This window comes from Niastella sp. OAS944, from assembly GCA_024809215.1.
Lineage (GTDB): Bacteria > Bacteroidota > Bacteroidia > Chitinophagales > Chitinophagaceae > Niastella.
In genome coordinates, this window is sequence record JANUBW010000004.1 from 78187 (window position 1) to 99548 (window position 21362).

Annotated in this window: 20 protein-coding genes; 15 read left to right on the forward strand and 5 right to left on the reverse strand. The window is 43.8% G+C overall.

Annotation, left to right across the window (positions count from 1 at the left end):
- Positions 1–32 precede the first annotated feature (32 nt).
- Positions 33–1193, reverse strand: coding sequence for a hypothetical protein (locus GGD38_RS18790; RefSeq protein WP_375303859.1), 1161 nt, complete (start codon positions 1191–1193; stop codon positions 33–35).
- 228 nt (positions 1194–1421) lie between these two features.
- Entirely contained in the window at positions 1422–4034 is a 2613-nt protein-coding gene (gene ppsA, locus GGD38_RS18795) for a phosphoenolpyruvate synthase (RefSeq protein ID WP_375301923.1), read from the reverse strand.
- Positions 4035–4453: 419 nt separating this feature from the next.
- On the opposite strand from ppsA, the gene GGD38_RS18800 reads away from it, so the two are divergent.
- From GGD38_RS18800 to GGD38_RS18870, 15 genes are all read left to right on the forward strand, one after another.
- The gene (locus GGD38_RS18800; RefSeq protein WP_375301924.1) at positions 4454–5353 is read left to right on the forward strand and encodes an AraC family transcriptional regulator; all 900 of its coding nucleotides are present in this window, start codon (positions 4454–4456) and stop codon (positions 5351–5353) included.
- 268 nt (positions 5354–5621) lie between these two features.
- On the forward strand, positions 5622–6833 hold the full coding sequence (locus GGD38_RS18805) for an aminotransferase class I/II-fold pyridoxal phosphate-dependent enzyme (RefSeq protein ID WP_375301925.1): 1212 nt from the start codon (positions 5622–5624) through the stop codon (positions 6831–6833).
- Complete coding sequence (locus tag GGD38_RS18810; RefSeq protein WP_375301926.1) at positions 6830–7963, forward strand: GNAT family N-acetyltransferase; 1134 nt, start codon at positions 6830–6832, stop codon at positions 7961–7963. The genes GGD38_RS18805 and GGD38_RS18810 overlap by 4 nt, the downstream gene beginning before the upstream one ends.
- Complete coding sequence (locus GGD38_RS18815) at positions 7963–8955, forward strand: NAD-dependent epimerase/dehydratase family protein (protein WP_375301927.1); 993 nt, start codon at positions 7963–7965, stop codon at positions 8953–8955. The genes GGD38_RS18810 and GGD38_RS18815 overlap by 1 nt, the downstream gene beginning before the upstream one ends.
- A gap of 26 nt (positions 8956–8981) precedes the next feature.
- Positions 8982–10310: an inositol-3-phosphate synthase gene (locus tag GGD38_RS18820; protein WP_375301928.1), complete on the forward strand. Its 1329-nt coding sequence runs from the start codon at positions 8982–8984 to the stop codon at positions 10308–10310.
- On the forward strand, positions 10307–10759 hold the full coding sequence (locus GGD38_RS18825) for a phosphatidylglycerophosphatase A (RefSeq protein ID WP_375301929.1): 453 nt from the start codon (positions 10307–10309) through the stop codon (positions 10757–10759). The genes GGD38_RS18820 and GGD38_RS18825 overlap by 4 nt, the downstream gene beginning before the upstream one ends.
- Positions 10760–10837: 78 nt before the next feature.
- Entirely contained in the window at positions 10838–11218 is a 381-nt protein-coding gene (locus GGD38_RS18830; protein WP_375301930.1) for a GtrA family protein, read from the forward strand.
- A 3-nt stretch (positions 11219–11221) separates the two neighbouring features.
- Positions 11222–13771 (forward strand): DUF5686 family protein, encoded by a 2550-nt coding sequence (locus GGD38_RS18835; protein ID WP_375301931.1) that lies wholly within the window; start codon positions 11222–11224, stop codon positions 13769–13771.
- A 14-nt stretch (positions 13772–13785) separates the two neighbouring features.
- Positions 13786–14493: a CDP-alcohol phosphatidyltransferase family protein gene (locus tag GGD38_RS18840; RefSeq protein WP_375301932.1), complete on the forward strand. Its 708-nt coding sequence runs from the start codon at positions 13786–13788 to the stop codon at positions 14491–14493.
- Positions 14490–15044 (forward strand): DUF4833 domain-containing protein, encoded by a 555-nt coding sequence (locus GGD38_RS18845; protein ID WP_375301933.1) that lies wholly within the window; start codon positions 14490–14492, stop codon positions 15042–15044. The genes GGD38_RS18840 and GGD38_RS18845 overlap by 4 nt, the downstream gene beginning before the upstream one ends.
- A 12-nt stretch (positions 15045–15056) precedes the next feature.
- The gene (locus GGD38_RS18850) at positions 15057–15683 is read left to right on the forward strand and encodes a sterol desaturase family protein (RefSeq protein ID WP_375301934.1); all 627 of its coding nucleotides are present in this window, start codon (positions 15057–15059) and stop codon (positions 15681–15683) included.
- Position 15684: 1 nt separating this feature from the next.
- Positions 15685–16620 (forward strand): phosphatase PAP2 family protein, encoded by a 936-nt coding sequence (locus GGD38_RS18855; protein WP_375303860.1) that lies wholly within the window; start codon positions 15685–15687, stop codon positions 16618–16620.
- Positions 16621–16630: 10 nt separating this feature from the next.
- Positions 16631–17251: an HAD family hydrolase gene (locus tag GGD38_RS18860; RefSeq protein ID WP_375301936.1), complete on the forward strand. Its 621-nt coding sequence runs from the start codon at positions 16631–16633 to the stop codon at positions 17249–17251.
- A gap of 104 nt (positions 17252–17355) precedes the next feature.
- Entirely contained in the window at positions 17356–18285 is a 930-nt protein-coding gene (locus GGD38_RS18865; RefSeq protein ID WP_375301937.1) for a helix-turn-helix domain-containing protein, read from the forward strand.
- A 93-nt stretch (positions 18286–18378) separates the two neighbouring features.
- Positions 18379–19098, forward strand: a complete 720-nt coding sequence (locus GGD38_RS18870; RefSeq protein ID WP_375301938.1) for an SDR family oxidoreductase — start codon at positions 18379–18381, stop codon at positions 19096–19098.
- Positions 19099–19147: 49 nt separating this feature from the next.
- Here GGD38_RS18870 and GGD38_RS18875 read toward each other — a convergent pair whose 3' ends face one another.
- The 3 genes from GGD38_RS18875 to GGD38_RS18885 all read right to left on the reverse strand — a co-directional run bounded on the left by GGD38_RS18875 (position 19148) and on the right by GGD38_RS18885 (position 21293).
- Complete coding sequence (locus GGD38_RS18875) at positions 19148–19789, reverse strand: hypothetical protein (RefSeq protein WP_375301939.1); 642 nt, start codon at positions 19787–19789, stop codon at positions 19148–19150.
- Positions 19786–19920: a hypothetical protein gene (locus GGD38_RS18880; protein ID WP_375301940.1), complete on the reverse strand. Its 135-nt coding sequence runs from the start codon at positions 19918–19920 to the stop codon at positions 19786–19788. The genes GGD38_RS18875 and GGD38_RS18880 overlap by 4 nt, the downstream gene beginning before the upstream one ends.
- 104 nt (positions 19921–20024) lie before the next feature.
- The gene (locus tag GGD38_RS18885) at positions 20025–21293 is read right to left on the reverse strand and encodes an epoxide hydrolase family protein (protein WP_375301941.1); all 1269 of its coding nucleotides are present in this window, start codon (positions 21291–21293) and stop codon (positions 20025–20027) included.
- Positions 21294–21362 lie beyond the last annotated feature (69 nt).

A 21362-nucleotide genomic window follows, 5' to 3' on the forward strand; every position in this document is an offset into this window, starting at 1 on the left:
GCAGCAATATATGTTTTGGTTAGTTGATGATACTATATCAGTTCACGTAATGGCACAAAAAAGTTATTGGTCTCCACTGCGCGGCGCGCTTTTCGTTTAATGGCATCAGTTAACGAAAGCTTGCCCTCTACAACCAGTTGCAGGTCTCTACCATCCATACCAATAATACTGGTACGTTTACCCTGGGCGAACAGGGCCAGCCCATCATTGGTAAACCCGGCTTCACTAATAAATATACCCCGCGCCCAGGTGCTTCTCGATTCTACTTTAGAATTAAACACCAGCAACGCATCTTCATCACTTTTCTCAGTGCCCCATTTGGCAGAAAGAATATAGATCTGGCCTTCCAGCTCAAAACTGCCACTAATAACAGTTTCCTTTACGGTGAAGTCGCCGGAGGTCATCAATCCCTCAGTATCAAATAAGCGATTGAGGAATGTGCCAAATGCTTTTCCTTTTTCGGCTAAAGGCAACAATTGTAACGCTTTATAATGCTCTGCCAGATTGGATGCCTTTTTAACCTCCGCTTCAACTGGCTGACTAACGGTTGTAATAACAGGAGCAGGTTGTTCAGGCTTTACTTCTTTTACATACACCGGCGGTTTAAGTCTTACAATTGGCGTTGGCTTTCTGGGCGCCTGTTTAATACCTGAGAAGAAATATTTGATCTGTTTTATAAAAATAAGCGCCACACCAGCAATCAATACAAAAATGGCATCAGGCACATTTGCATCTTTTCCATTAAGTATGCCTGCTCCACACATGGTTATAATCAACCCTGCAAACCTTGCTAAGTACAAAACACCTGATCTGGAGCTCCAGCTCCATTTCCCATGTGTTGTCTTATCGTGCCGCGAATAAGTAAATACCCTATCTCCTAAAGGCGATACCAATAACCAGCCCAACACCAATATTATCAGGGCTGCCCATGTATCGTTATACTCCTTTTTTGGGGTACTCTCTAACATACCTATTGCCCCTACTCCCAAAAGCAGTCCAAGAATGCCACGACTCCAGGCCAGTAGCATGTATATATCGAAATCATTTTTTAAAGATGATAAGGGACGAGGGCGTTGATCATCGCGACGCAGCGAAACGGGAGATAAAACAATAAAAAAAGCAGTCATTATTGCAGCAATGCCAGATTCAGGGTGTTTTTCACTAAACTGTGATACAGAGAGAATACCTAACATACCCCCCCAGATAAGACGGCCCCAAAATTCTAAAACATTCATGCAGATAGTTGAGTTAAAGCAATCTTAACAGCTAAAGATACTCATTCTTGTTATTGTTCCAAAGCAACTATATTAACGTCAATGGGTTAAACTATATTTCATGTTTCGCATACAAAATGCAAAAAGGATGTAACTCAACCGGTTACATCCTTTTCAATGCGGTAATGCCCTTAGGAACACATACCGTTAGGTCAACACTTCCACATACCCATCTGTACCATTTACCCTTATCCGCTGCCCTTCTTTTATAACTTTAGTTGCGTTCTCAACACCCACTACAGCCGGCAAACCGTATTCACGGGCTATAACCGCGCCATGCGTCATAACGCCGCCAACTTCGGTTACCAGACCCTTTATTGAAACGAACAGGGGCGTCCAACTGGGATCGGTAAAAGTGGTTACTAAAATATCTCCTTCTTCAAGGTTCGCATTGGCCATATTGAGTATAACACGCGCCCGCCCTTCTATGGTACCCGATGATACTGGCAATCCAATGATAGCGCCGGCAGGAAGATTCTCCCGTTTGTACTTGCCTGAGACCATCTCTCCTTCGGAGGTTAATACCCGTGGCGGCGTTAGCTTTTCAAATATTTTGTATTCTTCTTTTCGTTTATTGATGAGTTCGTGATCGAGCGTATGCGTGCGCACTACTTCACGCAGTTCTGCAAACGTTAGATAGTATATATCTTCTATTTCATGAATCATTTTTGCCTGTAACAGTTTTGCTGCTTCTTTCAGCATTGCCTGTTTATAAATAAAATAACGGTTAACCATACTGTATTTCGGGTACTCCCGGTAACCCGAAAGATTTCGCAGCAGATCGATCATTTGTTTTGTTTCTTCCACCTTTCGCTTACCATCGGGCAACACTGCCAGGCGTTCCAATATCTCCTGTTCCTTTTTCAATGCTTCCTGTAACCCCTGTTCAAATTTTCGTTTACTGGCACCAGGTTCCTGGTTTTTGATATTGCTAAGGATCAGCGGCGCTAATGTACCCGGTTTCTCTATCCAGCGGGTTTTCGTAATGTCTATTTCCCCCGCACATCGCATTCCGTATTTGTTTAAAAAACTAATAAGGGCCTCGCGCGCTTCCTGTCCGCCATTGATCGTCGCCAATCCATCAAGAAAATTATCATCATGTTCCCGCTCAAGATATGCTATCACTTCAGCATAAGGCCGCACTACATCGGCCACATCCAACAATGCAAGTCCCATTTCCGATGTAATGTTATTAGGTACCGATTGCGCAAGCGTATCTGCAGCATTCTTTTCACCCAGCCATTCTTTCATTTGATTATTGATCCAGAATGCGGCATTCATTCCGGCCATAATTATATTCAGCCTTTCAGTTAACCCCTGTTTTGACAACACTACTTCATTCTGAATAAGATCAAATAGTTCTACTCCTGTTTTTGATTGAATGCTTTGTTTCAACGTTTCTATTTCATCCTCGCTCTTTTCAATCAGGACCTTGGCTATGCCGGCATCGTTTCCGGCCTGCGCCTGTATGTCTGCAGCAGACATACCCTTATGACTTTTAATAAGCCCAAACTGTTTTCCATCATCCGGTAACAACGGTATAAAATTGTCCCGCTCCAAAACCGTTTCCAACGCATCTCTTATCAGCGGATCAGATTGTCCAAATACATTTAATAAATTATCACGGCCCGAAGGCGTTGCCACTCCTTTTGTAATATCAACAAACAACCTTCCACCGGCAGTACGCATGTGCGCGCCGGCTATCATTTGGTAAAACGACAAACCCAATGGCTTCATGGCATCGGTCATCATTTGTTGATGCCCTACAGATACATATACATGGTTTTCCCGGTCATTTATTTCGGGTACGGGAAATAAGGTAGTGATGGGTCGGCTTTGAACTATATAGAACTTATCATCAACCAAGCACCATTCAATATCCTGCGGCCGGCCAAAATGCGTTTCTATCTTTCTGCCTATATATTCCAATTGTACTATTTGCTCATCGGTTAACGCCTGCGTGTTTTGCCGGGCGGCTTCAATCTCCTGTTTTTTGGTTCCCCCATTTTGTACGGCATATATAGCCAGCTTCTTGGCCGATACCTTCTTGTCAATCACCACACCTGCCCGTACTTTATAATTATCGGCATTTACCAAACCTGCTACCAGCGTTTCCCCCAGTCCAAAACTGGCATCAATGGATACTATCTTTCTGTTACCATTAACAGGGTCGGCGGTGAACATAATACCAGCTACCTGCGGAAATACCATCTTCTGTATTACTACCGATAAATAAACCTTTCGATGATCGAACCCATTTTGAATACGATAGGTAACTGCTCTATCGGTAAACAACGAAGCCCAGCACTTGCTGATATGTTTTAGAATTTCTTCCCTGCCTGTTACGTTCAAATAAGTGTCCTGCTGACCCGCAAAGGATGCCGTTGGCAGGTCTTCAGCGGTTGCACTACTCCGTACGGCATAAGCATTGTTTTCACCAAACCTGGCAAGCAGCTGAACAACCTCATCCTTTATAGCATCAGGAATGGCAATTACTTTTATCGCTTTGCGAATGGCTGCGCTTAAGGTACTGATGGCCTCCCGCTGTTCCGTCTTCAGCAGGGACAATTGATGCAGCAGCTCATTGATCTGCGGCGTTCCCTCAATGAGTTCTTTATACGCTTGGGTTGAAATGCAAAACCCATCCGGCACATATATGCCTTCAATTTTGGCAAGCTCGCCCAGGTTGGCGCTTTTACCACCTACAAGGGGAAGTTTTGTACTGTCAAGATCCTGAAGATTGAATACATATGAGTTCATATAGCAGCCTCCTTTTTAGGTTCTATTGATAAAAATAGCCGATGCACATGGCTAAAAACGGCTTTCAATACTTTATTTTTTTTATTCAACCTTTATAAAGGCAAAAGCGTTGTTCTTACAATAGCAGAGGACAGAGAGGGTTCTTTACCAGCCGTTTGAGATGAATTGTGAGGAAACTTAATATTTCCATATTCGTTTCCCGATAGCCTATTTTAAAAAAAAATTAAAAAATGATAAACAATCTTTCAATCACCAATGTTACTGTCTGGTTAACATTTTGAACAGCTATTCCTCCCATACCGTCATGGCAGGAATGCTGGCAACCTATTCTGCTATGATAGTAACACTGACCTGTTGTATATTTATATATATACAAAAAACACTCGTGCCTCCATCTTCATACACCTTAAATCTTTTGTATGAAGACAAGTAGTAGTCCCGTTTACCTGCGCACCATAAAGGAAATGAACGACCTTACCGGTCATTCATGGAACATAGACGGCTTGCGGGTATTTATAAAAAAGCCTGATCCTGACAACGCGCATTTTTCACAGCCTTTTCGTACAGATTCCTACTGGGTGCTTCTTGTTATGCAAAATTCTTTAACCATACAATTGAATGGAGAAGAAGTTGTTGCAAAAGAAAATGACCTGTTGATCATTCCACCGCATGTGATACGCCAGGCAAATGGAGCAGACAATGAATGTAAAGCAGCCTGCGTGGCCTTTACGCCCGAGTTCCTCTTAGGCGCCGGTCTTTCTCAAAGGTACATTGACCTGTTTGACTTTCTTTTCAACAGCGGCGGTTTGCATTTTCAAATGGCTGCAGAAGATGCTTCGCGGTTCATGAATGTAATAACCATGTTACGCGAAAAGAACTTTGTAGAAAGCGATCACCCTTTTACAGCGGAAGTTGTGCGCCATTTTTTTAATGTGTTCCAGTTTGAGCTGGCAGGGCTTTACCACAAATATTCAAATCAGAAAAAAACGGTACACGATCATAAGGAAGAACTGCTTTGGCGGTTCCTTGCGTTGCTTTCGAAACATGTTAAAACAGAACGCAGCCTGCAGTTTTATGCAAACAGGTTATATGTAACAGCAAAGTATCTTACGCAAACGGTGAAAAAAATTTCGGGCAAAACAGCCGGGGAATATATTGATGAACTGGTGATCGTTGAAGCCAAGAACCTGTTACGCGACCCTTCACTTACCATTGCACAGGTAGCAGACCGCATGTATTTTAGCGATCAGTTTTTCTTCAGCAAGTTCTTTAAACGCTATGCTGGCATCACCCCTTCTGAGTACCGGAAGAGCATTTGACGATAGTATTGTTATAAACATTTTTGACATATTCTACACCGGCGCTGAACAACAGCGCCGGTGTTTTTGTATGCGCCTGTTATATCGAGAATACACATTGGGCAAGCTTTTGTTCAAAGAAAGACCGTTATTATTTTAACTCAATGAGCAGTTTATAAGACAGGGAATTTTAGACATACTCCGGGGACTTTCTGACATTGCGCTTATGTTGTTCAATTTCCAACTTTGCACTCGTAGATCGGATCATATAAAGTTGGAAAGTTATTTAATGCGAAACATACTACAGCAAAAGATTTCACTATTTAAAGACGCAGACCTGATTAGAGCGCAAGATGTGTATCCCTATTTCCGTGTAATTGAGTCGGGACAGGAAACTGAGGTAACGCTCAATGGGAAACGCGTGTTAATGTTTGGCTCTAATTCCTACCTTGGCCTCACCAATCACCCAAGGATAGCCGAAGCTGCCAGCAAAGCAATTCAAAAATATGGCAGCGGTTGCGCAGGCTCCCGGTTTTTAAACGGTACGCTTGACTTACATGTTGAACTGGAACGCAGACTGGCCGCATATACCGGCAAGGAAGATGCTATCCTTTTCAGCACCGGCTTTCAGGCCAACCTGGGCACACTCTCTGCCTTATCGGGCCGTGCAGATGTACTGTTGCTCGATGAGTACGATCATGCTTCTATAATAGATGGCAGCAGGCTATCGTTTTCACGGGTGATCAAGTACCGTCATAACGATATGAGCGATCTTGAGCACAGGCTACAGCTATTACCGGAAAATGCGTTCAAGCTGATCGTTACAGACGGCATCTTTAGCATGGAAGGAGATATTGCCAACCTGCCCACTATTACCGCACTAGCCGAAAAGTATAGCGCCGCCGTAATGGTTGATGATGCACATGCGTTAGGTGTTATTGGCGACAAAGGCGCAGGTACCGCTTCTCATTTCAAACTCACCAATGAAACCGACCTCATCATGGGCACATTCAGCAAGTCGCTTGCTTCGCTGGGTGGTTTTGTGGCAGGCGATAGAGAAGTGATCGATTACCTGAAGCACAAAGCCCGCGCACTTATTTTCAGCGCCAGCATGACGCCTGCTTCAACAGCCAGCGTAATAGCCGCCCTCGATATTATTGAAGAGGAGCCGCAACGAATAGACAAACTCTGGAGCAATACTAACTATATGATGGAGCTGTTACAGGAGCAGGACTTCGATACCGGTGAAACGCAAAGCCCCATCATCCCTGTACGTATTGGCGACAATCATAAAACATTCCTTTTCACAAAATCCTTGCAGGACAAAGGCATTTTTGTAAACCCTGTAGTATCGCCGGCCGTGCCTTCCGAATCATCACTGATAAGGCTTTCACTTATGTCTACCCACTCCTTTAACCAGATAGAAGAAGCGGTTGACAAAATGAAACAAACAGCCCTGGAACTGGGTATTGACCTGAAATTGAAAAAAGAAAGCGCATGACCGGTATTGTTAATGTATATACAAAGAAGCAATTAAAGGCCTTTATTGATTTTCCGCACGAGTTATATAAACAGGATATCAATTATGTGCCTGAGCTTTTTATTGCCCAGCGCGATCTGTTGACGCCCGGCAAACATCCTTTTCACGAACATTCAAAAATGCAATTGTTCCTATATTATAAGAACAATGTGATCAGTGGAAGGATAGCAGCCATCCTAAACAATAACCACAACCGGTTCAATAATACAACCGACGGCTTCTTTGGTTTCTTTGAATGCATCAACGACCTGGAAGCAGCATCGGCACTCTTCAATTCAGCAGAACAATGGCTGAAAGAACAGAACGCCACAACCATCATTGGGCCGGTAAACCCATCAACCAACGAACCCTGCGGGTTGTTGATAGATGGTTTTGATAAACCACCCATAGCCATGATGACGTATAATAAACCTTATTATACATCACTGATGGAAATGCTGGCCATGGAAAAGAAAGTAGACCTGCTGGCCTGGGACCTTTCGCTGGAATCGGTTGGTAAACGGCCAGTATTACTGCAGGAAAGATTACTGAACAGACTACGTCAGAATAATATAACTATACGACCCGTAAATAAAAAAGACCTGGCGAACGAAGCCAATAAGGTGCGGGAAGTATACAATGCAGCCTGGGATAAGAACCTGGGGTTTGTACCAATGACGGATAATGAGTTCAGCTACCTGGCAAAAGACCTGAAGATGGTGCTTGATGAGGAGTTTTGTCTGATAGCCGAACATAATGGCAAACAAATAGGTTTTGCCCTGGCCATACCCGATATTAACCAGATCCTGATCAAAGTGCGACGCGGCCGGCTGTTGCCAACCGGCATCTTCAAGCTGCTGTTCAACATGAAAAAGATCGACCGCATACGCGTACTGGCATTGGGGGTAAATAAAGAATACCGGAAAATGGGCATTGAAGCCTGTTTTTATGCAGCCATCATTAAACGGGTTGGCGAACGCAATATGAAAGGCGCAGAAGCCTCATGGATCCTGGAGCACAACGACATGATGAATAAAGGAATTGAAAGCATCAATGGCAAAGTGTATAAACGCTATCGCATTTATGAAAAGCCATTAGCCGAAAAACAATAATGAAAAAGAAGGTATTGATAACAGGGGCCAGCGGGTTTATAGGCTTTCACCTCATTGAAGCTGCCCTGAAAAGAGGACTTGCCGTTTGTGCAGCAGTAAGGCAGGGAAGCGCCATCGATCACCTGAAGAGTTATGATATTGAATATTGTGAGCTTGATTATAACAACGAAGAACAGCTGGTAAAACAACTGGCAGCTACAGGTTGCGACTATATCATTCATGCTGTCGGCGCTACACGGGCAGGCTCACAACAAGCATATGATAAAATAAACGCAGAATATACTTTCAATTTGGCCAGCGCCGCATTGAAAGTTGCGGATAATAAGATCACCAGGTTTGTTTTTATGAGCAGCCTGGCAGCAGTTGGTCCGCTGAACGACAAAAACACGTTGATCACGGAAAATGTAACGCCTGCCCCGGTAACTGCTTACGGCAGAAGCAAGCTGCTGGCTGAACAAAAACTACAAACATTACCACAGTTACCCCTGGTGGTGTTACGCCCAACCGCAGTATACGGTGCGCGGGAGCGCGACATCCTGATCATGATGCGCTCCATAAACCGTGGAATTGAAGCATATATTGGCAAGGGCGATCAACAGTTAAGCTTTGTATATGTTAAAGACCTTGCCTCGGTAACGATCGACTCATTGTTCTCCCGGGTATCACAAATGACATTCAATATATCCGACGGTGCCGGTTACGACCAATATGAACTTGCCCGGCTTTGCAAATGGATCTTACACAAGAACACTTTACGATTGCACCTGCCACATAAAATGGTAAAAGGACTTGCCTTTACGCTGGAAAAAATATATGCATGGCGTGGTAAAACACCTGTGCTCAACCGCGAAAAACTGCAGGAGCTAACAGCCATTAACTGGCAATGCAGTATTGAAAAGGCAAAAATACATTTAGGTTTTAGTCCGCAGTATGCATTGGACCGTGGACTTAGAGAAACGTTACAATGGTACAGTGATAACAAGTGGTTATAATTATATATAAGAAAAATTAAGGTTTTATGAAAGAACAAATGTTGCCGGCAAAAGGAAAGTTAGGTATCCTGCTTCCTGGTTTAGGTGCCGTAGCTTCTACGATGATCGCAGGCGTTATCGCCACAAGGAAGGGCTTGTCGAAGCCGGTTGGTTCGCTTACTCAAACCGGTCATATTGAGCTGGGCGAAGGAAAAGGCGATCGCAATCCGCTTATCAAGGATTTTGTACCACTGGCATCACTGGAAGATGTGGTTTTTGGCGGCTGGGATATTTATGAGGATAACGTATATGAAGCAGCCAGTAATGCGCGGGTGCTTGATCAGGAATTGCTGAAGAGCATCAAGCCCGAGCTAGAAGCCATTAAACCCATGAAGGCTGTATTTGACAGAAGTTATGTAAGAAACCTCGACGGTACTTTTTACAAACAAACAGCCACCAAATGGGATGCGGCCCAGGAGCTCATCAAGGATATTGAAAATTTCAAAAAAGAAAATAAAGTAAGCCGGGTAGTAATTGTATGGACCGGTTCAACCGAGAAATACCTTGAGCAATCTGCAGTGCATGAATCGATCGCTTCTTTCGAAGCAGGTTTGAAGAACAATGACGTAGCTATTGCACCCAGCATGATCTACGCTTATGCCGCAGTAAGCCAGGGCATTCCTTTTATCAACGGCGCCCCTAACCTTACGACCGATATTCCCGCCATTGTACAACTGGCCAACAAAACAAAAACGGCTATTGGCGGAAAGGATTTTAAAACCGGTCAAACGCTGATGAAAACAGTAGTAGCACCGGGGCTGGCAGCACGCTCTCTGGGTGTGAGCGGCTGGTACTCAACCAACATCCTTGGAAACCGTGATGGCCTGGTGCTCGATGATGAACAGAACTTCAAAACGAAGGAAGTATCAAAGCTCGGTGTACTGGAAGACATTCTGCGCCCCGACCTGCACCCCGACCTGTATGGCGAATTGTATCACAAGATCCGCATCAATTATTATCCCCCTCATGGCGATAATAAAGAAAGCTGGGACAATATCGACATCTTCGGCTGGCTGAACTATAAAATGCAGATCAAGATCAATTTCCTTTGCCGCGATTCAATTCTGGCAGCGCCGCTTGTACTTGACCTCGCGCTGTTTGCCGACCTGGCCCAACGAGCAGGCATGTACGGTGTACAGGATTGGTTATCGTTCTATCTTAAAGCGCCGCAGTCAAAAGATGGCGCACCGGTAGAGAATGATATTTTCAAACAACTGAATACACTGAAAGAAGTGTTACGCAATATGATGCAGGAGCCCACATCAGAGCCCGGCACATTGAAGCATACCCTGGAAGTAGAAGAGGCTATAAGATGATAAAATTGGCGGGTATAATTGCAACTGCAGGCGGTATTGGCTTTCTCAGAAAGGGAGCAGGCACAGCCGCCGCAGTTGTTTTTTGTATTGCCTGGTATTTTATTTCCATAGGATATATATACCAGGCATTGCTGCTGGTGGCGTTACTGGCAGCGGGTATATGGAGTGCTACCCGTATGGAAACGGTTTGGGAACATGACAGCAACAGGATCGTTATAGATGAAGTATTGGGCATGATGATAACGCTGGCATTTTTACCCAACGATGTACAATATATCATAACGGGATGCGTGCTCTTTCGCTTTTTCGATATTGTAAAGCCACTGGGCATTCGCAGGGCAGAATCACTGCCGCGTGGTATAGGCGTAATGGCCGATGATGTGCTGGCGGGCGTTTATGCCCACCTGCTCCTACGGCTATGCAAATATTTTGAGATTTCGGGATTTTGAGATTTCGGGATTTCGCAATTTATTAACCTGCTGAGCAATAGCAAATCTCAAAATCTCTAAATCCCTAAATCAGAAATCATGATCACATTTTTGAAAGCCAATGCAGCATCGCTGGCAGCATCATTATGTGATTTTCTGATGACCATGCTGCTGGTACAGGTGTGTAAGATAAATGTGGTAATGGCAGCGGCTACAGGTACAATAACGGGCGGCATAGTTAATTTTTTGATAGGCAGGCATTGGGTTTTCAACGCAGGAGATGAAAAAGCAGTAAGGCAACTTTGGAAGTACGCGCTGGTATGGACCGGTAATTTATTCCTGAATACAGGCGGAGTATATGTATTTGCCTGCCACGCCGGTTTGCATTATGCCATTTCAAAAGTAGTAGTATCACTACTGGTTGCTTTCCTGTACAATTATCCCTTGCAAAAGAATTTTGTGTTCAGCAATAATTGGTAGACGATGATAAGTTTGTTCGATAGTAAAAAAAGCCTGACTTTATTCCTAGTTTTAACCTGCTCCTTTTTATGCGCGCAGGCGCAAACTGTTGTTAAAGGTATTGTAAGAGACGCTCAAACACATGCGCCACTTGCGTTTGTAAGTGTATATTTTAAAGGCAGCAAAGGTGTTGTGAGCGGAGAAGACGGCAGTTATTCCATTTCCACCACAAATCCTAAAAATACCACCCTTGAATTTTCATTCAACGGGTATAAGGTATTACGAAAAAAAATTGAAGTGGGTACAACCCAGGACCTCGATGTAAACCTCGAAGTAGCGGAGATGGCTTCGGTAACGGTGAACTCAAGAAAACGAACTAAATACCGTAACAAAGACAACCCGGCGGTAGAGCTTATAAGGAAAGTGGTTGACAACAGGGAGCGCAACAGGATGAGCGCTCTTGACTATGTGCAATACCAGCAATACGAGAAAATGGAGTTGTCGCTTACCAACAAACCTGAAAAGCTGATGAATAACCGGCTGTTAAAGAATTATAAGTTTTTGGTAGAGAACCAGGACACCACCCGCCTTGAAGGCAAGGCACTGATACCTGTGTACATAGAAGAAACCCTCTCTGATAAATATTACCGCAAAAGCCCATCAAAAGAAAAGACGTATGTGCTGGGAAAGAAAAAAGTGAACCTCGGCGAATTTGTAGACAACGATGGTATTACAAGATACCTGAACAGCATGTATACCCCCATAGATATCTATGAGCCCAATCTCACCCTGCTCTCGAACCAGCTGCTTAGCCCAATTTCAGACCTCGCTCCTACCTTCTATCGTTTCTACCTGCGCGACACGGTAGAGATGGATGGTATAAAACTGGTTCAACTGACATTTGCACCGCGTAATCCCCAGGACCTTTTGTTCAGAGGCTCTATGTACATAACGCTCGATGGCAATTACGCCGTGCAAAAGATACAAATGGGTCTTACAAAACATGCTAATCTTAACTGGACCAGAGAGCTGCGGATAAAACAGGATTTTGAACGCGGCGCCGATGGCCGGTATCATGTAATAATGAGTGATATGCTGGCCGAATTTGCTTTATCGAAAAAAGCTTCGGGCGGACTGGTAGGCGAACGTACAGTTTCATATAAAAATTATATCATTAACCAGCCCGCGCCCGATTCAGTATACGAAGGCCGCTCGGAAATTATTGCAGAATCAACCGCATCTGCCAGCGACAGCTTCTGGACAGCCAATCGCCACACGGCACTTTCTGAAACTGAACAAAAGGCTTATACGAATATGGATAGCCTTAAGAATATGAAATCGTACCGCCGGCTAATGGACTGGGCTACGTTCTTATTAGCGGGGTATAAATCTGCCGGGCCATTCGATATAGGTCCGGTAAACGCTTTTTATAGCTTTAACCCGGTAGAAGGTTTCCGGCTTCGTTTTGGCGGACGCACCACACCTAAGTTCAGCAAGCGTTTGTATTTTGAAACGTATGCTGCTTATGGCTTTAAAGATGAGCGGGTAAAATATTTTTTATCAGGCGCTTATTCCTTCAACAAAAAATCAATCTATACATTCCCCTACAATTTTCTGCGGGTGAGCTTTCAGCACGACACCAAAATACCCGGCCAAGAACTACAGTTTGTACAGGAAGACAACTTTCTGTTATCATTTAAACGCGGCGATAACAACAAGTGGCTGTACAATGATATTTTTACTACAGAATACGTGCGGGAGTTTGGCAAGAACATCAGCTATACATTCGGCTTCAAGAACTGGCGACAACAGGCAGCCGGCAGTATCGTTTATCAGAAATTTGATGGAGCAGGCGTTTCTACCATCCAGGACATTACCACAACCGAGCTTTCAGCAGAATTGCGTTGGGCACCCCGCGAACAGTTTTACCAGGGGAAAACCTATCGCATTCCTATCTTTAATAAATACCCTATTTTCCGGCTACGATATATTTCCGGAATTAAAGGCTTGGTAAATGGTGATTATAATTACCAGCAGGTAACGGCCAATATCTTCAAGCGCTTCTATTTTTCGCAATTTGGTTATGCCGATGTAGTTACCGAAGGCGGTTATATCTTCGGACAACTCCCCTATCCTTTATTGACGATACACCGGGCCAATCAAACCTATGCTTACCAGCTCAACTCCTTCAACATGATGAACTTTATGGAGTTTGTTAGCGATCATTATGTATCGGTAAGTACAGATTACTATTTCAATGGTTTCATCTTTAATAAACTTCCGCTGATAAGGAAACTTAAGCTGCGCGAGGTGGCCGGTTTTAAAATGGCATATGGCGGCATACGCCGCGAAAACGATCCGGCCTATAATAAAGAAGCGTTCCTGTTTCCTACCGACGAAGCAGGCAAAACAACTACTTTTTCACTGGCATCCAAACCCTATATGGAAGCCAATGTAGGCATAGGTAATATATTCAAAATATTGCGGGTTGACCTGGTAAAACGCCTTTCCTATCTCGAAAACCCGGATGTACCTAAATGGGCCATCCGCGCCAGAGCGAGGTTTGAATTTTAATAAAACATTTTGTTATGAGCCAAATAGCTATGCGTGACCGTTTGCAAAAAAATATTTACAGTGTAATAGACCCTGTAGTGCGTGGATTGGTAAAAGTGGGTGTAACGCCCAATTTTATTACAACCACCGGTTTAATATTGAATATTGGCGTGGCCATCATATTTATTGTAGGTGCCGAAGAAGGCAATCGCGGTGATTTTTCTTATGTAGGCTGGGCCGGCGGCCTTATATTGTTTGCCGGCTTGTTCGATATGCTCGACGGACAGGTAGCCCGCACCGGCAATATGAGTTCCACCTTCGGCGCTTTATATGATTCTGTACTCGACCGTTATAGTGAAATGTTCATGTTCCTGGGCATCTGTTATTACCTGGTGGCCCATCACTATTTCCTGAGCTCATTGTTTGCATTTATTGCACTCATTGGCTCTATGATGGTAAGCTATACCCGTGCACGCAGCGAGGGACTGGGCATACAAAATAAAGGTGGTTTAATGCAACGTCCCGAGCGGGTAGTATTAACAGCGTTATCTGCCATTGCCTGCGGTATTACAGCTACTATCATCGGCGGCGATTATAAATTAACAATACCCGGCATTCCTTTTCACGTATTTGAAACCATGTCGGTATTTACCATACCTATTACCGTAATGGCCGTATTAACAAATATCACTGCCATTAAAAGATTGATGGACGCTAAAAAAGCGCTTGACGAAAAAGCATGACACGAAACGTATTATTGATATTGTTTTACTGCCTGGTTGCTACAAAGGCTATAGCGCAGGAAGGATTTCCCGTTCCGCCGGCCGATGCCAACAGGCTGTTTTATCTGCAACGTACCTCCAATACCAATACCATCGTATATGAACTGAATATGAAGGATGGGAAACTGAATACCAGCAATCCCGTTCACGTATACTGGATCAGGTATGCAGAAAAAGGACAAACCGCCGAATTGAGTTGGATACAGCGTGCATTTGCATATGGTGTGAAGATAAAGTCGTACCCCGATAGCAGCTACCGGGTACGCCTGGTTTCTTATGCAGGTTATTCCATGTATTTGAAAAAAGGCACCGATGGCAAGTACCGGTTGTATGCCGCCATCAATGGAAAAATGATGATCCTCAATCATATTTTCGTAAAGATCATCGGCGGTTCTACATTTTCGCCCGACATTGAATATTTCGAAGTAAGCGGATATGACCCTTCCACCGGAAAAGCTGTTGCAGAAAGAAAGAAGGTGCTGAAAAGTGAGATCAAGGATAATGGCAATTAAAACTTTGTTGCAATGAAGAAATTGTATGTATCAAATTCAACCGAATCGGTACGGATGTTCAAAAGCAACTGGATGGAAGCTTTATCGAAAGTACATTTTTCCATCCCGCTTTTTATTTATATACCCGTGATCGCCTTTATGACCTGGCGTGCGTTTGACAACGGCATTTATCCGCTTTATTATTTTTTATTTCTGGCCATGGGCCTTGCCATATGGACCATCACGGAATATATTTTACACCGTTTTGTTTTTCATTTTGAACCAACATCTGCCTGGGGCAGGCGCATCCATTTTATATTTCATGGCGTACATCACGATTATCCCAAAGATGCCAGGCGGTTGGTGATGCCGCCATCGGCAAGCATTCCATTGGCTATAGGATTTTATTTTTTGTTTTCATTACTGTTTACCAATAAAACATACCTGTTTTCCTTTTACGCCGGTTTTATTGCAGGCTACCTGGCATACGACATGATGCATTACGCCATGCACCATTATAATTTTAAAAGCACCCTGATGAAACGCGTAAAGCAGCATCACATGCTTCATCATTACGATGACCCTACCAAGGGCTATGGCGTAAGCTCATCACTGTGGGATGAAATTTTTAAATCGGGGTTCCCCAAGAAGAAAAAGTAATATGCTAAAATCTGCCCCTGTCGTTTTTTTTGCCCCGCGAACTGTGATGATCACTACACTTATCTCGGTGGCTTACCTGCTACTTTCTATCCTGCTGGTGGGCTTCAAAACAGACCAGCTGGTATTGATAGGTATTTTTAACGGGATGTATTATAGCTCTGGCATTACCCGTAAATTCATTACCGGATTTTCGATCTTTATAGTGTACTGGATCATTTTTGATTACATGAAAGCCTTTCCTAATTATACATTCAGGGATGTGCATATTGAAGAATTGTATAACGCAGAAAAAACATTGTTTGGCATTACCACCGCCACCGGAAGGGTTACGCCCAATGAGTTTTTTCTACAACATCACTTCAGGGCCGGCGATCTGTTAAGCGGCATCTTTTATTTATGCTGGGTACCCGTACCCCTGTTGTTTGCAGGTTATTTGTTCTTTAAAGACAGAGCATTGTTCCTGCAGTTTGCACTGGCATTTTTTATAGTGAACATGATCGGGTTTGTGGTATATTATATTTATCCCGCCGCCCCACCCTGGTATGTACAGGAGCATCAGTTCAATTTTATAGCATCCACACCAGGTAACACCGGCGGACTGAAACGGTTCGATGAACTGGTGGGCGCACCGGTCTTTCAATCATTATACGCTAAAGGCTCGAATGTTTTTGCGGCAATGCCATCCTTACATTCATCGTACCCGGTGATCGTATTGTATTATGGTTTAAAGGCGCGATACCGGTATATAAGTATCATTTTTGCAGTGATCATGGCCGGCATCTGGTGCTCGGCCGTATATACAAGCCATCATTATGTGCTCGACGTACTGGCGGGCATCTGTTGCGCAATAACAGGCATTTTTCTGATTGAGCGAATGGTTACCCGCGCCGGATGGTTTTCCGGTTTCTTTAAATCTTATTTGCATAAAATTATATAAGATATCTTTTATGAGCAGTATACTTCCCCACCCTGATAAACAGGCGATCCTTACCCGGTTGAGTGAAGGAGATTATGGCGCGTTCCTGTACGATTGTGATGGCACCCTTGCCGATAATATGGGAGCGCATAAAGCATCTTATTGCGCAGCAGCAACTTCGTTGGGATTTGAGTTGGATGATGCCATCATCGATGAACTGGCAGGCTGGCCTATAACACAGGTAGCAGAAGAGATCAGAAAACGGTACAACGGCAATTTTGACCCGGCGGCATTTGCGCAATTGAAAAATAAATTATACGAAAGCAATTATATCAATGAAACAAAACCTATTGAGTTTGTAGTAGAACATTTGAAAGCGCATGTGGGCAAGGTGCGTATTGCCGTGGTTTCAGGCGGCAGTCGCGCTTCTGTTTCCAAAACGCTGCAATTGCTGGGTATTAGCAAACACATAGAAGTACTGGTATGCGCAGGTGAAACGCTCAGGGGCAAACCTTATCCCGACCCTTTTTTATACGCTGCCGAGCAGTTAGGTGTTGACCCGGCTAAATGCCTGGTATTTGAAGACGGCAATCCCGGCGTACAGGCTGCAGAAGCTGCCGGCATGCGTTGGCTGCGAATTGACCATGCTTAAATAAAAAACATTACAGTAAGGCGTTGATATTCATTTTGGGTTTGGGGCCCTGACGTAATTGTCGGGGCCTTTTCATAGATTTGATTTTTACAAAGCGGTAGTTTATGACGAAAGAAATAAAAACGCTGTCAGCTTTTTATAAAAGCATCGACGCCAATATTCCCACAGGCATAGACAAGGCCATAGGGCATTTCAATGTGTTCAGGATCGATGAGTTCATCGCCGGCATTCGCGCCCAAAAAGGCGTTATGCCTTATAACCGGCGGAATTACTATAAGATCAGTCTCATAAACGGGCGCAATCATGTGGAATATGCCGATAAGGTGATCAATATTGAAAAAAGCGCCCTGCTGTTCGGCACGCCCCGCATCCCTTACCATTATGTTCCGCAGGATGATAACCAGATGGGCTTTTTCTGCATATTTACCGATACGTACTTTTCTTCAACTAAAAACGGAATTGTTCTGGATGAATTACCTATTTATAAGCCCGGCGGGTTTCCTGTATTTAAGCTTACCGGTGAAGAGTATGAGGAAATAGCGGCCGTCTTTCGCAAAATGGTAAAAGAACTGGCGTCTGATTATGCCTATAAATATGATCTTTTACGTAACTACCTGATGGAGCTGATCCATTTCGGACAAAAACTACAACCCGCTTCTACCCTTCAAACGCCACATAAAGGAACCGACCGGGTCACTTCTATATTTATTGAGTTATTGGAAAGGCAATTCCCTATTGAAACTTTGTACCAAAAACTGGAGCTGCGTACCGCCAGCGATTACGCCAGCCGGCTTTCGGTGCATGTTAATTATTTAAACAAAGCATTAAAAGAATCAACCGGCAAAACCACTACAGAGATCATTAGCCAGCGTGTTTTACAGGAAGCCAAAATATTGCTCCGCCATACTAACTGGAACGTTTCACAAATTGCCTGGAGCCTGGGTTTTGAAGAAGTAGCACACTTCAGCAACTTCTTCCGCAAACATACCGGTTTCTCCCCCAACGCTTTCCGCGAAGAACTGGACAAGGTTTGATTTTTGCAAATATTGGATTGTTTCGCATAACACAGCAGCCCGGCACCCATGTTACCTTTACACTTCAATTATTGAAGTAAAAAGTAAAAGAACATGAAACCAAATAGTAAAATTATTGTCACCGGCGGCGCATCCGGCATTGGACTTGGTATTGTTGAACGTTTGTTAAAAGACAACCACACCGTTATCGTTTGCGGACGAAGGGAAAATGTATTGAAGGAACTTACCGACAGGTACCCAACTGTTATCACTAAAAAATGTGACATTGAGCATGCTGCTGAAAGAGAAGCTCTTTACAACTGGGTGGTAACGGAGCACAGCGATCTGAATGTACTCATTAATAATGCCGGCATTCAAAACTGGATGTCGCCATCGGATAATGACTTTTTTAAACGAGCACAGCAGGAAATTGCTATTAACATCGAAGCGCCACTGCATTTGATCTCATTGTTCATGAAACTACCTGCATTGGACACTATTATGAATGTGACCTCCGGGCTCTCTTTTTCACCCTTTGCCAAAGTCCCTGTGTATTCAGCAACCAAAGCATTCCTGAGGTCGTTTACCCTGTCGTTGCGTTATATTCTTAAAGACAAAAACATTAAAGTCATAGAGATCGTTCCGCCGGCATTGAAAACTGACTTAGGTGGCATAGGATTGCATGATCATGCGCCGGAAGTAGGCCCATTCGTAGAAAGCATTTTTGAACAACTGGCCCAGGGCAAAACAGAACTCACCTATGGCACCAGTGCCGACAGAGCTAAAATTGGTGCTGAGGATCTGAAAAAAGAATTTGCCAAACTTCATCCGTAACGGGTATAACAAGTAAATATCTAAGCCGCTCTTAACCGGGGCGGCTTTACTATTGTGCAGCCCATTCAGATTCACTGATAGTTGGATTTATTTCATATTCTGTATAGGTTACTGAAAGGTTATTAGTTCCCGATCTTTGCTTTTCGCTGAAAGGTAATAGAATGCCACTAACCGTTTTAAGATTGCTGTAATCAGTAAAAGTAGTAGCATACCCATCGCTAATTAATTCACCACGGTCATTGAAAAGATATGCATATTTAACACCATCAAGCTCGGCTATGACTGCAGTTTTACCATTCGCTCTCCCTTTGATCTCCAGGTTTGTCATGCGGTCTATCACTGAACGACGCAATGCCAGCACCCCCGATCCAAACGCTGTTTTCATTTCTTTCAACCGGTCGGCAGGTAACGGTTGTTTTTTACCATTCTCCCATTGCCATGCGCTATTACTGTCAAACTGTTCAATGCGCTGAAGCGTTTCGCCCTGACGTATTTCTATACGTAATCGGTTTTGATGAAGGTCAACCAGTGAGGTTATTGTATACAGGCTAACAGTAGCCCTGGCACGCAGGCTGCGTATATTATCAAGCGCACTGCCACCCTGCACTCTGTTAGCATTATATAACAAGGTGCGGGCATCGGCTACATCCTCATTCTTTGTTATCGTAGTCTTAGCAATATTAACTTTCATTGTTTCACTTTCTTTTTCTCATAAAAAAACCCGGCGAATACGCCATTCAGCATAGCGCTCTGGGTAAATGTCTCTACATCTATCAGTACCTGTAAAAGGAAAAGGAAACAAGGTTTAACATACTTGATCATAGGTAAGAGCTAACAGTTCCATTACCCCTCAACAATTATTCCATTTTAAAAGGGGCGCAAACTTAGTTCACGCCCCCTGGTCTATTTATCCTGTTATACTATTATCAGCGAAGTGTTTTAAATGAAGAGCGAAGTTCTTCGGTAAATGCCGTTGGTTGCTCCCAGGCTGCAAAATGGCCGCCTTTATTCAATGTATTAAAATGAATAAGATTGGGATATGCACGTTCTGCCCAGCTTTTTGGCGCTGCATAGATCTCATCGGGGAATACGCTTACAGCAACCGGAATGCGAATGTTTCTCGGGTCAAAAAAACCGCCCTTTGCCACCTGAAATGTTTCCCAATACAAACGGGCCGATGAGATGGCAGTGTTAGTTACCCAATACAAAGTGATGTTATCAAGAATATCATCTTTTGTCAATCCTTCAGGCTTTCCATCAAACACCCGTGCAATAAGCGCATAACTGCGTGCGTCGTGGTCAAGTATCCAGCCAGCCAACCCTACAGGCGAATCAGCAATGCCGTATAATGTTTGCGGGCGCAGTCCCATTTCATTGGCATAACCCAAGCCTTTTTTATAAAAGAAATCCAGTTGGTCATAGGCATTCTTTTCATCAGCCGTAAGATTTGCAGGCGCCACTCCGGCAGCCAATGCCCTGCTAATTTCAGCAGGAACAGTGGCAGCCATGTTCGTATGAATGCCGGCCAATTCGGGTGGTGCTATTAAAGCCATGGTTTCAGAAATAGCATTACCCCAGTCGCCACCCTGTGCTACATATTTCTTATAGCCAAGGCGTTTCATCAATATAATCCATGCTTTGGCAACACGCGTTGGGTCCCAGCCTAATTGGTCGGGTTTGCCCGAAAACCCATAACCGGGAATGGAAGGTATTACAACGTCAAAAGCGTCTTCGGCTTTGCCGCCATATGCTGTAGGATCAGTAAGCGGCCCTATAACCTTTAACTGTTCTATAATAGAGCCGGGCCAGCCATGGGTAATGATAACAGGTAATGCGTTCTTATGTTTCGACCGAACATGTATAAAGTGAATATCAACGCCATCGATCTTTGTTACAAACTGCGGCAGCGAATTAAGTTTGGTTTCTATCTTTCGCCAATCATATTGTGTAGCCCAATATTTGGCCAGCGCTTTCATGGTAGCCAACTGCACACCTTGCGTTTCATCTTTCACCACTTCCCTATCGGGCCATTGCGTTGCCTGTATCCGGTGCTTAAGATCAACAAGTGTTTTTTCAGGCACTTTAAAATGGAAAGGTTGTATGGCTGTATCTGCCGTTTGTGCATTTACCACAGCGCCTTGTAAAATAAATAAACCTGCAATGAGCCTTACGCGTATACTTTTACTATTTTTCATTTTTGTTACTTTTAAAGTTTGAAATGTTTTGTAAAAGTACCTGCACATTATGCCCTAACCAATCATCTA

Excerpts from the sequence above, each read along its gene's own strand:
- GGD38_RS18790 (WP_375303859.1), bottom strand. The coding sequence starts at position 1,193 with ATGTTAGGTATTCTCTCTGTATCACAGTTTAGTGAAAAACACCCTGAA.
- ppsA (WP_375301923.1), bottom strand. The coding sequence starts at position 4,034 with ATGAACTCATATGTATTCAATCTTCAGGATCTTGACAGTACAAAACTT.
- GGD38_RS18800 (WP_375301924.1), top strand. The coding sequence starts at position 4,454 with ATGAAGACAAGTAGTAGTCCCGTTTACCTGCGCACCATAAAGGAAATG.
- GGD38_RS18805 (WP_375301925.1), top strand. The coding sequence starts at position 5,622 with ATGCGAAACATACTACAGCAAAAGATTTCACTATTTAAAGACGCAGAC.
- GGD38_RS18810 (WP_375301926.1), top strand. The coding sequence starts at position 6,830 with ATGACCGGTATTGTTAATGTATATACAAAGAAGCAATTAAAGGCCTTT.
- GGD38_RS18815 (WP_375301927.1), top strand. The coding sequence starts at position 7,963 with ATGAAAAAGAAGGTATTGATAACAGGGGCCAGCGGGTTTATAGGCTTT.
- GGD38_RS18820 (WP_375301928.1), top strand. The coding sequence starts at position 8,982 with ATGAAAGAACAAATGTTGCCGGCAAAAGGAAAGTTAGGTATCCTGCTT.
- GGD38_RS18825 (WP_375301929.1), top strand. The coding sequence starts at position 10,307 with ATGATAAAATTGGCGGGTATAATTGCAACTGCAGGCGGTATTGGCTTT.
- GGD38_RS18830 (WP_375301930.1), top strand. The coding sequence starts at position 10,838 with ATGATCACATTTTTGAAAGCCAATGCAGCATCGCTGGCAGCATCATTA.
- GGD38_RS18835 (WP_375301931.1), top strand. The coding sequence starts at position 11,222 with ATGATAAGTTTGTTCGATAGTAAAAAAAGCCTGACTTTATTCCTAGTT.
- GGD38_RS18840 (WP_375301932.1), top strand. The coding sequence starts at position 13,786 with ATGAGCCAAATAGCTATGCGTGACCGTTTGCAAAAAAATATTTACAGT.
- GGD38_RS18845 (WP_375301933.1), top strand. The coding sequence starts at position 14,490 with ATGACACGAAACGTATTATTGATATTGTTTTACTGCCTGGTTGCTACA.
- GGD38_RS18850 (WP_375301934.1), top strand. The coding sequence starts at position 15,057 with ATGAAGAAATTGTATGTATCAAATTCAACCGAATCGGTACGGATGTTC.
- GGD38_RS18855 (WP_375303860.1), top strand. The coding sequence starts at position 15,685 with ATGCTAAAATCTGCCCCTGTCGTTTTTTTTGCCCCGCGAACTGTGATG.
- GGD38_RS18860 (WP_375301936.1), top strand. The coding sequence starts at position 16,631 with ATGAGCAGTATACTTCCCCACCCTGATAAACAGGCGATCCTTACCCGG.
- GGD38_RS18865 (WP_375301937.1), top strand. The coding sequence starts at position 17,356 with ATGACGAAAGAAATAAAAACGCTGTCAGCTTTTTATAAAAGCATCGAC.
- GGD38_RS18870 (WP_375301938.1), top strand. The coding sequence starts at position 18,379 with ATGAAACCAAATAGTAAAATTATTGTCACCGGCGGCGCATCCGGCATT.
- GGD38_RS18875 (WP_375301939.1), bottom strand. The coding sequence starts at position 19,789 with ATGAAAGTTAATATTGCTAAGACTACGATAACAAAGAATGAGGATGTA.
- GGD38_RS18880 (WP_375301940.1), bottom strand. The coding sequence starts at position 19,920 with ATGATCAAGTATGTTAAACCTTGTTTCCTTTTCCTTTTACAGGTACTG.
- GGD38_RS18885 (WP_375301941.1), bottom strand. The coding sequence starts at position 21,293 with ATGAAAAATAGTAAAAGTATACGCGTAAGGCTCATTGCAGGTTTATTT.